Below are 13,737 nucleotides of genomic sequence, written 5' to 3' on the forward strand. Positions count from 1 at the left end.
AACCGCCGCTGCGTAGCAGTTTTGACATCTGCCGTGCACTGCGTCAGAGTGCGCGCTTTTTTGTTCCCAGTGAGGTAAGCCCCCCATGAATGCAGTGATTGCCGCGGTTGGCATCATGCTGATACTGAGCCTGTCCCGCGTGCACGTGGTCATCGCCTTGATCGTCGGTGCCCTGGCAGGCGGGCTGGTCGGCGGTCTGGGCGTGCAAGGCACGCTTGAGGCCTTCAATGGCGGGCTCGGCGGGGGGGCTACCGTGGCGCTGTCCTACGCGTTGCTGGGTGCCTTTGCCGTGGCCATCGCCAAATCCGGTTTAGCGCATGCCTTGGCCGACCGGGCTTTGGCCATGATCGACCGGCAAGGCCACGACCAGGGTGGCAGGGTGAAATGGTTGATGATCGGCCTGATGCTGGTGGTGGCCGTCTCGTCCCAGAACATTCTGCCCATCCACATTGCCTTCATTCCATTGTTGGTGCCGCCGCTGCTCTATGTGCTGACCCGCCTGCGCATCGACCGGCGCCTGATCGCCTGCGTCATTACATTCGGCTTGATCACGCCCTACATTTTCCTGCCAGTGGGTTTCGGCAATATCTTCCTCAATCAGATTCTGCTGGCCAACGTGGCGCGTGCAGGGGTCGATATCACTGGGGTCAACGTCACCCACGCCATGGCCATTCCCGCCGCTGGCATGTTGGTAGGCCTGCTGTTGGCCGTGTTTGTCAGCTACCGGAAAAAACGCGACTACGATCTGGCGCGCATCGAGCAGGTCGAACAGGTGAGCGTGCGTTACAACCCGATGACATTGCTGGTGGCCGGCATTGCGATCGTTGCCGCGTTCGTCGTCCAGCTGCTGGTGGACTCGATGATCATCGGCGCAATGGTCGGCTTTCTGATCTTCTCGCTGTCGGGCATCGTTAAGTGGCGCGACAACGATGACTTGTTCACCGAAGGCATGAAGATGATGGCCATGATTGGTTTCATCATGATCACCGCCTCTGGCTTTGCAGACGTCATGAAAGCCACTGGTGATGTGCAAAGCCTGGTCGAAACGTCGGCGCATTGGATCAACCACAGCAAAGGGGTAGGGGCCTTGCTGATGCTGTTGGTGGGCCTGCTGGTCACCATGGGCATCGGCTCGTCGTTTTCCACCGTACCGATTCTGGCTGCGATTTTCGTACCGCTGTGCGTCCAGCTCGGCTTCGACCCTTTGGCGACCGTGTGTATCGTGGGTACGGCAGGCGCGTTGGGTGACGCAGGCTCGCCAGCCTCGGATTCCACCCTAGGCCCAACTTCCGGGCTCAATGTGGACGGGCAGCACCATCACATCTGGGACACGGTGGTGCCGACATTCATTCACTACAACCTGCCGCTGCTGGCCTTCGGGTGGCTGGCCGCGATGACGCTCTAGCAGCAGGCGGCTCAGCGCTTGGCGGGCGGCGGCGAGATACGGTTGAGCACCGTGCTGCCGTCGTTGCTGCGGGTCAGGTAGATCGGTAGCACCTTGGGCAGGTTGTTGACCAGCTGGCCTACCTCCCGGGTGTTGTAGATGCCGCTGATACGAATCTGACCGGTACCGGAATCAGCAAGCCTGAGCGGCTTGTCGAGGTAGCGGTTTATGGCCGGCAGTGCTTGTTCAAGGGTCAAGTTGTCGAGCACCAGTTTGCCGCTGCGCCAGGCCAGCGCGTCGGCAAAGTTGCTGTTTTCCAGCAGTTGAGGCTCAAAATCGCCCTTGCGGTAGATGGCCTGCATGCCAGGGCCAAGCCGATAGCCCGTCTTGCCCTCGCTGGAGACCAGCACCGATCCCTCGACCAGGGTCACTTTAACCCTGTCCTGGTATTTCCAGACATTGAAGCGGGTACCTGTCACGCGGGTCTGGCCGTTGCCGGCACGGACCACGAAGGGGTGGGTGCTGTCGTGGTGCACCGTGAAGAATGCCTCGCCATGCTTGAGTGTGACACGGCGCTGTTGCTTGAAGTTGAGGTAGGTCAGGTCGGTGTTCAGGTTGAGCTGCACCGTACTACCGTCACTTAACTGCACGGTCTGCATGTGGTCCGTGGTCTCGAAGTGCTGGTAGCGGTTAGGTATCCACCCTTGCTCCCAGCCCATCCACCCCACCAGCGGCAGAGCCGCCAATGCGATGACGGCAGCGTAAGCCTGGGCGCGCCATCTGCGACCGCTGCGCCTGACCGGGCCAGCGTGCCCGATCGCTTGAGCGGGCCGCGGCAGCAGGTCAGCCGTGTGCCAGATAGCCAGCATGGCTTGGTATTCCTCGGCATGACGCGGATCGGCTGCCAGCCACCGGGCAAACGCCTCACGCTCTGCAGTCGTGCAATCGCCTTCATGCAGGCGCATGCACCAGTGCGCAGCGGCATCGGCCATGCTGTCGTCGATGTTGATAGTAGGGCGGTGGTCTTGATTCATCGCGGCTCCGGGTTTTGCGCATTCTAACGTTCCACCGATGCGTCGAGGAACACGCAAAGCCGCTAATCCCTTTCATTTCACGGTCTTTTCCGGCAAAAGCCTTCAGATTTTTAGCTTTTGAGAACGCTTCGCGCCATGACGCGAGGCCCTCGTGACGCGTACATAGCAAGCTAATTAAGTCTTTGACATTCACTGCCTAGGCAGTAATATTTGCACACACTTGTTCGAGCAATCATTCATGCCCCATTTCTCGCCTGACAATTTCGAGACGTGCGCCATCGGCATGTTGCTGGGCCGTGCGGCGCTTCTGAAGGACCGGATTCTCGACTGGCATCTGGAGTCCGAGGGCGTCACGGCTGCGCAGTTCAAGGTATTGATCATCGTGACGCAGTACCAGGTCGATACACCTGCTGAGGTCTGCCGCTATCTGGGTCTGGACAGCGGGTCGATGACGCGCATGCTCGATCGCCTGGAGCACAAGGATCTGCTTGTACGCACCCGATGCCCCTCGGACCGCCGCGTGGTGCGCCTGGCGTTGACCACCGATGGCCAGCGGCTGGCCGACCGTTTGCCCGAGATCGGCGCTGCCGCCATGAACGAGCTGTGTGGCGCCTTGGCAGCCGATGAGCTCAAAGACCTGGAACGTCTGCTGGCCAAGGTACTGCTTGGCGCTGGCGATCCGCTGACGATCCGTCGTTTCGGTGATCGTTGAACCCCGTTTCCTTTATTCCAAGGTATTGTCATGGACACTTCCTCAGACACCCCTGCACCTACCGAGGCACCTACCTCCTCGCGCAAGCGCAAGCTCTGGCTGATTGGCCTGCTGGTGCTGCTGATCCTGGGCGGGTTAGGCACCTGGGCCTGGTACAGCCTGGTTGGGCGTTGGTACGAGAGCACCGATGACGCCTACGTCAACGGCAATGTGGTCGAAATCACGCCATTGGTGACCGGGACGGTCACCAGCATTGGCGCCGACGATGGCGACCTGGTACATGCTGGCCAGGTCTTGCTGCAGTTCGACCCGGCCGACAGCCAGGTGGCCCTGCAATCGGCTCAAGCCAACCTTGCGCGTACCGTAAGGCAGGTGCGTGGTCTGTACAGCAACGTCGATTCGCTCAAGGCACAGTTGCAGACGCGCCAGGCCGAGCTGCGCAAGGCCCAGCAGGACTTCAACCGGCGCAAGGTGCTGGCCGAAAGCGGCGCCATCGCCGGGGAAGAGCTTTCCCATGCGCGCGATGACCTGAGTGTTGCCCAGGCGGCTGTCAACAGTGCCCGCCAGCAACTGAGTACCAGTGCTGCTTTGGTCGACGATACCGTGGTGGCTTCGCACCCGGAAGTCATGGCCGCGGCGGCCGACCTGCGGCAGGCCTACCTGGCCCATGCGCGCACCACGCTGGTCGCGCCGGTGACCGGCTACGTTGCCAAGCGCAGCGTGCAGCTCGGGCAGCGCCTGCAACCCGGTACTGCCACCATGGCAGTGATTCCGCTCGACCAGGTGTGGATCGACGCCAACTTCAAGGAAACCCAGTTGCGCCAGATGCGCATCGGCCAACCGGTGGAGATCACTGCCGACCTGTATGGCAGCGATGTCTCCTACAGCGGCACGGTGGACAGCCTGGGTGCAGGCACCGGCAGCGCGTTCGCCTTGCTGCCTGCGCAGAACGCGACCGGCAACTGGATCAAGATCGTGCAGCGGGTGCCGGTGCGGATTCACCTGAACCCCGACCAGTTGAAGGACCATCCCTTGCGGATCGGCCTGTCCACGGTTGTGGATGTGGACCTGCACGACCAGAGTGGCCCGGCCCTGGCCCAGCAACCGCCGCAACAGGCGAGCTACACCACCGACGTCTACGATCGCCAGTTGGTCGAAGCGGACAAGCTGATCGAGCAGCTGATCCGTGACAACAGCGCGCCTGGCAAGACGGCTCAGCGATGAGCAATAACGCCACTGCCCAGTTCACCCCGCCAAGCCTGCTGCTGACCACCATCGGCTTGTCGCTTGCCACGTTCATGCAGGTGCTGGACACCACCATTGCCAACGTGGCCTTGCCGACCATCTCGGGCAACCTGGGGGTCAGTTACGAGCAAGGGACATGGGTCATCACCTCGTTCGCCGTGAGCAATGCCATCGCCTTGCCGCTGACGGGCTGGTTGAGCCGGCGCTTTGGCGAAGTGAAGTTGTTCCTGTGGGCGACCTTGTTGTTCGTGCTGGCATCGTTCTTGTGCGGGATCGCCCAGTCGATGCCGGAGCTTGTAGGCTTTCGCGTGTTGCAAGGGGTGGTAGCCGGTCCGTTGTATCCCATGACCCAGACGCTGCTGATTGCGGTCTACCCCCCTGCCAAGCGGGGTATGGCGCTCGCGCTACTGGCCATGGTAACGGTTGTGGCGCCTATCGCCGGGCCCATCCTGGGTGGGTGGATCACGGACAGTTACAGCTGGCCATGGATCTTCTTCATCAACGTGCCTATCGGCCTGTTCGCCGCTGCGGTGGTGCGCCAGCAGATGCGCGATCGTCCGGTGGTCACCAGCCGGCAGCCGATGGACTACATAGGGCTGCTGACCTTGATCGTTGGGGTAGGGGCGCTGCAGGTGGTGCTGGACAAAGGCAATGACCTTGACTGGTTCGAGTCCTCGTTCATCATCATCGGCACGCTGATCTCCGTCGTGTTTTTGGCCGTGTTCGTCATCTGGGAACTCACCGACCGGCACCCGGTGGTAAACCTGCGGTTGTTCGCCCACCGCAATTTCCGCGTGGGGACCATCGTCCTGGTGGGTGGCTATGCAGGATTCTTCGGCATCAACCTGATCCTGCCGCAGTGGCTGCAGACACAGATGGGCTACACCGCCACCTGGGCGGGCCTGGCGGTGGCGCCTATCGGGATATTGCCGGTAATCATGTCGCCATTCGTGGGCAAATACGCGCATCGCTTCGATTTACGGATTCTGGCAGGGCTTGCGTTTCTGGCCATCGGCAGCAGCTGCTACATGCGGGCGGGGTTCACCAGCCAGGTGGATTTCCAGCATGTGGCATTGGTGCAGTTGTTCATGGGGATTGGGGTTGCGCTGTTCTTCATGCCCACACTGAGCATCCTGTTGTCGGACCTGCCGCCCCAGCAGATAGCCGACGGATCAGGCTTGGCAACGTTCCTGCGCACATTGGGTGGGAGCTTCGCGGCTTCGCTGACGACGTGGATCTGGATTCGACGGGCTGACCAGCACCATGCCTACTTGAGTGAGCACATCAGTCAGTACGAGCCGGCAACGCGGCATACGCTTGAGCAGATGGGTGGGGCGAACCTGCACAACTATGCGCAGTTGGAGCAGGTGCTCAACGGGCAGGCTTACATGATGTCGACGGTGGACTACTTCATGTTGATGACGTGGGTGTTCGCAGGGTTGATTCTGTTGGTCTGGTTCGCGAAGCCGCCGTTTACGGCCAAGGCGGGGCCGGGAGGTGGGCATTGAGTTTGATTTGGGCTACACGACCGGAGTCTTTGCTAAATACTGGGGCTTTTGTAAGAGCGGTCTTGCCGGGGCGCCGGACCGACCGCGATGGGCTGCGCAGCAGCCCCAAGTGAGTTTGATGGGGAACCTTGAATTTCGAGTCCTCGCTGCTGATCATCGCCGCATCGGCGCGGTAACCTTGGAAAGACGTTTGTGCATGCACGTCCGGATCAGGGGCGGATCTTCCTACCCCCACCCCTGGCTTGGCCATCGCGTCGAAGAGGCCCATGTGGCCATCCTGACGGTTGTCACTGACATCCCTCATCTCATTACGTTGCGTTCGGGTTCGTACCATCGCAATGGCTCTGTGTCGCCGCCCATGCGTACAGTGGCGAGTGGGTAATCAGGACAGTGTTCCATTTGCCATCTTTTATATTCTTAATTGCTGATGTCATCGCGCAGGGTGGTTCCAAATTTTCGTAGGAAGTTTCGTTGTGAAACGCGCTTTCTAAAAGTATTCTTGGACTTCGGTGCAGTATTTACCGACAACAAATCACTATCTTAGATAGGGGTTAGTCGATTAATTCACGAACTCACGCCTAACTGAAAGTTTGCTTGTTCAGCCCATCTTGGCCCGCTTAACTGGCAACCGCCTTTCATTTCCTCTATCGTCAAACCACCACCTCAACATCTCCGGCACCTCATGAACCCCGTCATCCTCATCACCGGTGCCAGCCGCGGCATAGGCGCTGCCACCGCCCTGCTCGCCGCCCGGCATGGCTACCACCTGTGCATCAACTACCGCAGCAACGATGAAGCTGCCGATGCCATCCTCAGCCAGGTCCGTACCTTGGGCGCAAAGGCTATCGCCGTGCGCGCCGACGTCAGCAGCGAAGCCGATATAATCGCGATGTTCCAACGTGTAGATGAAGATCTGGGGCCGATCTCGGCCCTGGTGAACAATGCCGCCACCATCGCTCCCCAAACCCGCCTCGAACATATGACCGAGGCGCGATTGCTCAGCATGATGAAGACCAACATCGTCGGCCCCATGCTCTGCGCCAAGCACGCTGTATTGCGCATGGCCGCACGTCACGGCGGAAATGGCGGGGGCATCGTCAACGTCTCATCCCTGGCCGCCCGCCTCGGGTCACCGAACGAGTACATTGATTACGCCGCTTCCAAAGGAGCGCTCGACACGTTCACGGTGGGCCTAGCCAAAGAGCTGGCTGCTGAAGGTGTAAGGGTCAACGGGGTCAGGCCCGGCTACATCCACACCGGCTTTCATGCGCTGTCGGGAGATCCGGATCGCGTCAGCAAGCTTGAGCCTGGGTTGCCCATGGGCCGAGGCGGGCGGCCTGAGGAGGTGGCCGAGGCGATTCTCTGGCTGCTGTCTGACAAAGCTTCCTATTCGACAGGTACATTCATCGACCTGAGTGGCGGAAGATGACCGGCTGTCCGCATCGTCAACTGCTGCTGTTTGAGTCGGCGGTGGCGCTAGTCAGCAGCAGGCCCACCTGTTCGACCAGTGCAGCCAATGCGAAGGGCTTGCACATCACCGCACCCCTGCGCGACATGGCGATGCCCTGTTGATCAGCGTAGCCCGTGATGTAGAGCAGGGCTGCCGAGTCGGGCAGGGCGGTTTCCAGCTGCTTGCCACTGACTCTCCCTGGCAAACCGATGTCGGTAATCAACAGCGATGGCTGCAGGCCTGCCCTTAACGCTTCCAAGGCCTGCGAGCCCTCGGTGAAGACGCGCACCTCCATCCCTTGATCAATGAGCAGTTCCTCTATCACCAGCCGCAATGTGTCTTCGTCCTCCACCAGCATGACCAGATGGTTGTCCTGCTGGGGAGGGCAGAAGGGCGTTGATACCTTGTCAATGCTCGCAGCGACCTGGCCTGTGTCCTTGGGTAGATAGAGGTCTACGCAGGTTCCTTGCCCCGGCGTACTGGTGATCTTTACCTGCCCCTCGGATTGACGGATGAAGCCGTAGACCATGGGGAGCCCCAGTCCCGATCCCTGGCCAAGCGGCTTGGTGGTGAAAAACGGTTCCATGGCACGTTCTGCCACATCGCCGCTCATTCCTACGCCATTGTCACTGACAGAAATCCTGACGTAATCGCCGACAGGCAAATGCAGTCGTTCGGCCAGTGAAGGGTCTACCCGCACGTCACTGTTGCGAATGATCAGCGTGCCGCCTACCGGCATGGCGTCGCGTGCATTGATGCACAGGTTGAGCAATGCGTTTTCCAGCTGGGAGGGGTCAATCTGGACAAGCCAGTGACCAGACTTGGTGAGGTCCTGGAACTCGATGCTGGCGTGCAACGAGCTTTTGATGAGATCGTGCATGCTGGTCACCAACTCATGGACGTCGACGGTCTGCGGGCTCAGTTTCTGTTGCCGAGCGAACGCCAGCAGTCGTTGCACCAGCGTGGCCGCTCGCTTCGTATCCTGCCTGGCCAACCCCATGAGCCTGGCAGCATCCGGATAGCGACCTTCGGTTTGTCGCTGAACGGCAACCTCAAGCGCCCCCATTATGCTCCCGAGCAAATTGTTGAAGTCATGGGAGATACCGCCGGTAAGCTGTCCGATGGCCTCCATTTTCTGGGACTGCCTTAGGGTTTCTTCCACTTGCTCAAGGCGCTGCTGTTCAGCGACGCGCTCAGTGATGTCGTAGGCGAACATGAAACCACCCTGCACGACCTGGTCGGCATCGAGCAACGGGTTGTAGCGCACCTCGTAGTGGCGGACATTCCCTTCCAGGCCAACGGCAACGGTGTCCACGAAAGATTCACGCGTCATGATCCTTGGCCACAGCCCGCTCAGTTGCTTGACGATGTCCGGCTGGTCGGCGATGAAGTCGGGGATGTACTCACCGACCTTGGGCACCAGGCCGCGCCAGCGTTTGAAGGTTTCCTGCGCGGTGCGGTTGATCGCCAGCAGTCTGAAGTTGCAATCGGCCGCGAATACGTTGGCAACGCTGTGATCGACCAGATTGCCCAGCAGCTTTCGACTGGCAAGCTCCCTGTCCACTTGCTGCGCCAGTTCCTGGTTGAGCGCCTGCAACTGATGGATGTCAGCGTTTTCGTCGGGCCTACCGGTGAACAGAACCAGCAATATCCGCTCGCAGGCGGGCTCGAGGCGGCTGACTTTCAAGGTCAGCCACCGGTTCGAGACTGCCAGCCGCTGCTCGAAGTGCAAGGGCACACCCGTACGAGCCACCTCGGCAAAATGCGGGAGCCATTGGTCCACTTCGTCGGGGATGGTCTGCCTTGCGGTCAAACCTACCTCTTTGAAATGGAGGGTGTGGCGGGCGCAGGCCTCGTTGTACATCAGGTAGCGATAGTCATTGAGTTGGCCGTGCTCATCCTCGAGCACTTGCAGGATGCACAGGCCTTCATCGATTTGCTCGACGACGGCGTCATAGGCAGCAGCTTTCAGGCGCAGCTGCTCGTGCTCGGCCTCGAGCTCAAGCAGCCTGGCCTGCAGCGCTGCGCGGTCATCCAGGGGCGTTTGTGATGTCATGCGGGCGATTCGGCTTGGGAATTTCGACAACTATAGCCGTGTGTGCATGAAGGGTTGAACGCAGACCTCAGAAAGAACGAATGATCCGCCCCAGGGTGGCCATTGCCTGCTCGGCAGCTTCGTTCCAAGGGCTGCCATAGTTGAGCCGGATGCAGTTGTCGAAGCGCCGGGTGGGCGAGAAGATCGGCCCCGGGGCAATGCTGATGCCTTGCGCCAGGGCCATGTGGAACAGCTTCAGCGCATCCATCTGTTGCGGTAGCTCCAGCCAGAGGAAATACCCTCCTGACGGTTGACTGACCCGTGTCTGTGCCGGGAAGTGACGCCCGATCGCCGCCAGCATATTGGCTTGCTGGCCTTCGAGTGCATAACGCAACTTGCGCAGGTGTCGATCGTAGCCACCGTGCTGGAGGTAGTCGGCGATAGCGGCCTGGGCGGGCATCGAGGCGCAGAGCGAGGTCATGAGCTTCAACCGCTCGACCTTCTGCGCAAACCGCCCAGCGGCGACCCAGCCGATGCGGTAGCCCGGGGCGAGGCTCTTGGCGAAGGAGCCGCAATGCATGACCAGGCCCTGGGTATCGAATGCCTTCGCAGGCTTGGGGGCCTGCTGGGCGTAGTAGAGCTCGGCGTAGACATCGTCTTCAATAAGGGGCACTTGGTGGCGTGTCACCAGCTCGACCAACGCCTGCTTCTTGGCCTCCGGCATGCTGGCGCCGACCGGGTTCTGGAACGTGGTCATGCACCACACCGCCTTGACCGGGTGCTTTTGCAGCGTTTGGGCCAGCACCTCCAGGTCCATGCCCTCGCGGGGATGCACGGGAATTTCCACGGCTTTGAGTTTGAGCCGCTCCAGTATCTGCAGGCAGGCATAGAACGCGGGCGCTTCGATTGCGACCAGGTCACCTGGCTGGGTGACAGCCTGAAGACAGAGGTTCAGGGCCTCAAGTGCGCCGTTGGTGATCAGCAGTTCTTCCATCGGCAGCATCAGCCCGCCGACCATGTAGCGCAGGGCAATCTGCCGGCGCAGTTGCGGGTTGCCGGGCGACAGGTCGGTGACCGCCACCCGAGGGTCCATGGCACGGCTGGCGCTGGCCAGTGACCGGGACAGGCGCTGCAGAGGGAATAGCGAGGGGCTGGGGAAGGCCGAACCGAAGGGTACCGTGTTGGGGTCCTTGATCGAATCGAGGATGGAAAAGACCAGGGCACTGACGTCCACATCGGTGGACTCGCTGATCGGGTGCAGCGCTTGGGGCTCGCTGAACTGGCGAGTCGCATGGGCATTGACGAAGTAGCCTGAGCGCGGCCGGGCGCGAATCAGACCACGTCGCTCCAGCAGGTAGTACGCCTGGAAAACCGTGGAGGGGCTGACCCCATGGGTCTGGCTGGCGTACCGCACGGAGGGCACGCGTTCACCAGGGCCCAGTACGCCGGAGCGGATGAGTTCGGCGATGTCGTCGGCAAAGCGTTCGTAACGTTTCATTGTGGCCTTCTGTCGAAGCCTTGCAGGCAAGGGAAGAGGAGTGTAGGCGTCATCGGTTCATGGGCGCGACGAAGCGGCTGTGCGCCACGCTGCGCACCGACGCGTCGTCGCGTTCGCTGATTTCGAATGCAAGCGGCACCGAGCTGCTTTCGGGTCGGTCGGCCAGCATCGCCACCGACACCGGAATTTCGCTCATTTCGCCGGCCGATACGGTAAGCGCCGTCTGCCCCTGAAGGGTAAAGCCCTCGGCATCGAGCAACCGCAGCGCGTAGTGTTGAGTGCGCTCGGTCTTGTTGATCACCTTGAGCAGGTAGATGTTCTCGATCTGACCCAGCGCATTTTCGCGGAACAGACCACGGTCCTTGATCACATCCAGCGATACCATCGGCCGCAGGTACAACGCCACGCACAATGCACCGATCATCACCAGCAATGCTGCGGCGTAACCGAGCAGGCGTGGTCGTAGCCAATGCGTAGTACCCCCTTGCAGGCTGTGTTCTGACTTGTACCCGATCAGCCCACGTCTGTAGCCCATCTTGTCCATCACACCGTCGCAGGCATCGATACAGGCGGCGCAGCCGATGCAGGCCATTTGCAAACCGTCGCGAATGTCGATGCCGGTAGGGCATACCTGAACGCACAAAGTGCAGTCGATACAGTCACCCAGGCCCTGGGCGCGGGCGTCGCTGCCTTTCTTGCGCGCGCCACGTGCCTCGCCACGGCGCGGATCGTAAGCCACGGCCAGGGTGTCCTTGTCGAACATCACGCTCTGGAACCGGGCATAGGGGCACATGTGCAGGCAGACCGCTTCGCGCAGCAAGCCGGCATTGAAGTAGGTGGCGGCTGTGAAGAACAACACCCAGAACAGCGCAACGCCGCCCAGTTGAAGTGTGAGCAGTTCGGCTGCCAGCGGACGAATGGGTGTGAAGTAACCAACGAAGGTCACGCCGGTGACCAGGCCTATGGCCAGCCACAGCGAATGCTTGGTGAGGCGTCGGGCAGCCTTGTCGAGGCTCCAGGGCGCTGCGGCCAGCTTGATGCGTTGGTTGCGGTCGCCTTCGGTGATTTTTTCGCACCACATGAACAACCAGGTCCAGGTGCTTTGCGGGCAGCTGTAACCGCACCAGACCCGCCCGGCGTAGACAGTGATGGCGAACAAGCCGAACGCACAGATGATCAGCAGCGCCGAAAGCAGAATGAAGTCCTGTGGCCAGAAGGTGGCGCCAAAGATATGGAACTTGCTGTTGCCCAGGTCCCACAGTACCGCCTGACGACCGTTCCAGTTCAGCCAGGCAGTGCCGAAGAACAGGGCAAACAGGGCCCCGGCGAAACCGATGCGCAGCGTGCGGTACACCCCGCTGAAACTGCGCGTGTGGATGGCGGCGTCGCCGACACGCCGGGAAGGGTTGGCAGGGACAGCGGCGATCACTGAATAAGGTGTTCTATCGGTCATGGCTCCGTGCTCATCTAGCCTGGATCAGGCATGTGCACTATGGCCGTCACTCTGCTATCAGCACAGGCTCAGCCTTGGCGATAAAAACCATATCAGTTGAGGTGCAGGCCGTGCAGCCCCTTATATGATCGAGCCTGGCGCGGTGTTCTTCAGATGCCTGCGGCTATCGACCGCACCGGCCACCGTGAGCGCATCGGCCTCGATTTCGGTGATCGGCGTGTGCATTGCACCCAGTACCGCCACTGACATGCGCAGTCGCTCGTCGGTCACGATTTCGACGTCACAAGCGGCGCCTTCGAGACGCTGCTGATCGTTGATGAGCGTGCAGCGTTGGGTTTGAGCATCGATTTCGACTGGCATGACACGTCTCCTGATGTGAGTTCGAACGGTTGACCGCAGGGTATTGAGCATCGTTGCACCCCCTTGGCTCAACGGCACTTTGCAGAGGCTCTTGGGGTCCATGAAGGTGAACAGGGAATGCAGGGCCCGGTGGTGTGGGCAGCTGTGCAGCCCATCGCCGGCAACCAGGATCGCCAAGGGCCGTGGTTGATGTGTTGGCACTTGGGGCAAGCATGGCCCCACGACCTAGGCACCGACGTTTGCCAAGCACTCAGCCTTTGGAGAGAACGTACAGGATGGAAACTATCTGGCACGCCATCCAGATCGAATTCGCGGATGTGACCGATGCGCACGAGGTCACACGCATTCTAATTCGCTTGTTGATGGCAGCGCTGCTTGGCGCGGTTTTGGGGTTCGAACGCGAACACCGGGGCAAATCCGCCGGGGTGCGCACCCACATGCTGGTGTCGCTCGGTGCCGCCCTGTTCGTGCTGGCGCCCAGCATGGCAGGCGCCGACGAACAGGCCCTTAGCCGCGTGATCCAGGGCATCGTCGCCGGCATCGGTTTTCTCGGAGCAGGCACCATCTTGAAAGGCAACGGACGGGACACCAGCCACGTGAAAGGGTTGACCACCGCCGCCGGCCTTTGGATGACCGCTGCCATAGGCACTGCCGCTGGAATGGGCCGGGAAGCCACCGCACTGATAAGCACAGTGCTCGCGCTGCTGGTATTGGGCACGATGCCGCTGCTGGTGGAGAAGGCCGAGGGCAAGCACGAGGAAAAACAGAAGGAGGAGGGGTAAGCACTAAGGGGAGCCGAAGCTCCCCCCAAAGCGTTGCTGCTTGCTCTTTTTATTATTGGAGCTGGCCTGTTGTTGTTTTTGTCAGCCTGCCCTGGTGGTGCAAGGCCCCCATGCGGGGCCAAGAGCAAACGTATTTTTTTGAGCGCTGACCGACCTTCATCACGCATGATCCGAGTTGGCTGCTGCTACCTTGAGGTAGTTTTATTGTTCTGTGCCAATTCGCGGGGCTTGCCCCAGGAATGCGGGTCGACTCCAAAAAAATCTGCTTGCTACGCC

At 60.7% G+C, this 13,737-nt stretch carries 11 protein-coding genes; 6 read left to right on the plus strand and 5 right to left on the minus strand.

The window, feature by feature from the left end:
* Window positions 1–85: 85 nt before the first annotated feature.
* Entirely contained in the window at window positions 86–1,405 is a 1,320-nt protein-coding gene (locus tag FS767_RS09505) for a Na+/H+ antiporter family protein (protein WP_144964987.1), read from the plus strand.
* An 11-nt stretch (window positions 1,406–1,416) separates the two neighbouring features.
* Here FS767_RS09505 and FS767_RS09510 read toward each other — a convergent pair whose 3' ends face one another.
* On the minus strand, window positions 1,417–2,418 hold the full coding sequence (locus FS767_RS09510; protein WP_144964988.1) for a FecR family protein: 1,002 nt from the start codon (window positions 2,416–2,418) through the stop codon (window positions 1,417–1,419).
* Between the two features lie 238 nt (window positions 2,419–2,656).
* Here FS767_RS09510 and FS767_RS09515 point away from each other — a divergent pair, with 238 nt between their 5' ends.
* From FS767_RS09515 to FS767_RS09530, 4 genes are all read left to right on the plus strand, one after another.
* The gene (locus tag FS767_RS09515; protein ID WP_144964989.1) at window positions 2,657–3,130 is read left to right on the plus strand and encodes a MarR family winged helix-turn-helix transcriptional regulator; all 474 of its coding nucleotides are present in this window, start codon (window positions 2,657–2,659) and stop codon (window positions 3,128–3,130) included.
* A 30-nt stretch (window positions 3,131–3,160) separates the two neighbouring features.
* On the plus strand, window positions 3,161–4,354 hold the full coding sequence (locus FS767_RS09520; protein ID WP_144964990.1) for an efflux RND transporter periplasmic adaptor subunit: 1,194 nt from the start codon (window positions 3,161–3,163) through the stop codon (window positions 4,352–4,354).
* Entirely contained in the window at window positions 4,351–5,883 is a 1,533-nt protein-coding gene (locus tag FS767_RS09525) for a DHA2 family efflux MFS transporter permease subunit (protein ID WP_058638313.1), read from the plus strand. The genes FS767_RS09520 and FS767_RS09525 overlap by 4 nt, the downstream gene beginning before the upstream one ends.
* A 682-nt stretch (window positions 5,884–6,565) precedes the next feature.
* Window positions 6,566–7,312 (plus strand): SDR family oxidoreductase, encoded by a 747-nt coding sequence (locus tag FS767_RS09530; protein WP_058638312.1) that lies wholly within the window; start codon window positions 6,566–6,568, stop codon window positions 7,310–7,312.
* A 16-nt stretch (window positions 7,313–7,328) separates the two neighbouring features.
* On the opposite strand, the gene FS767_RS09535 is transcribed toward FS767_RS09530, so the two are convergent.
* From FS767_RS09535 to FS767_RS09550, 4 genes are all read right to left on the minus strand, one after another.
* On the minus strand, window positions 7,329–8,972 hold the full coding sequence (locus tag FS767_RS09535) for an ATP-binding protein (protein ID WP_371921582.1): 1,644 nt from the start codon (window positions 8,970–8,972) through the stop codon (window positions 7,329–7,331).
* 484 nt (window positions 8,973–9,456) lie between these two features.
* A complete protein-coding gene (gene mapR / locus FS767_RS09540) occupies window positions 9,457–10,866 on the minus strand; it encodes a GntR family transcriptional regulator MpaR (protein ID WP_144964992.1) in 1,410 nt (469 codons plus the stop codon).
* A gap of 49 nt (window positions 10,867–10,915) precedes the next feature.
* A complete protein-coding gene (ccoG, locus tag FS767_RS09545) occupies window positions 10,916–12,319 on the minus strand; it encodes a cytochrome c oxidase accessory protein CcoG (RefSeq protein ID WP_144964993.1) in 1,404 nt (467 codons plus the stop codon).
* 120 nt (window positions 12,320–12,439) lie between these two features.
* Window positions 12,440–12,679: a DUF3203 family protein gene (locus FS767_RS09550; protein WP_058605420.1), complete on the minus strand. Its 240-nt coding sequence runs from the start codon at window positions 12,677–12,679 to the stop codon at window positions 12,440–12,442.
* Between the two features lie 275 nt (window positions 12,680–12,954).
* Here FS767_RS09550 and FS767_RS09555 point away from each other — a divergent pair, with 275 nt between their 5' ends.
* On the plus strand, window positions 12,955–13,461 hold the full coding sequence (locus FS767_RS09555) for an MgtC/SapB family protein (protein ID WP_058605421.1): 507 nt from the start codon (window positions 12,955–12,957) through the stop codon (window positions 13,459–13,461).
* Window positions 13,462–13,737 lie beyond the last annotated feature (276 nt).

The organism is Pseudomonas sp. DE0010 (genome assembly GCF_007680745.1).
Classification (GTDB): domain Bacteria; phylum Pseudomonadota; class Gammaproteobacteria; order Pseudomonadales; family Pseudomonadaceae; genus Aquipseudomonas; species Aquipseudomonas parafulva_B.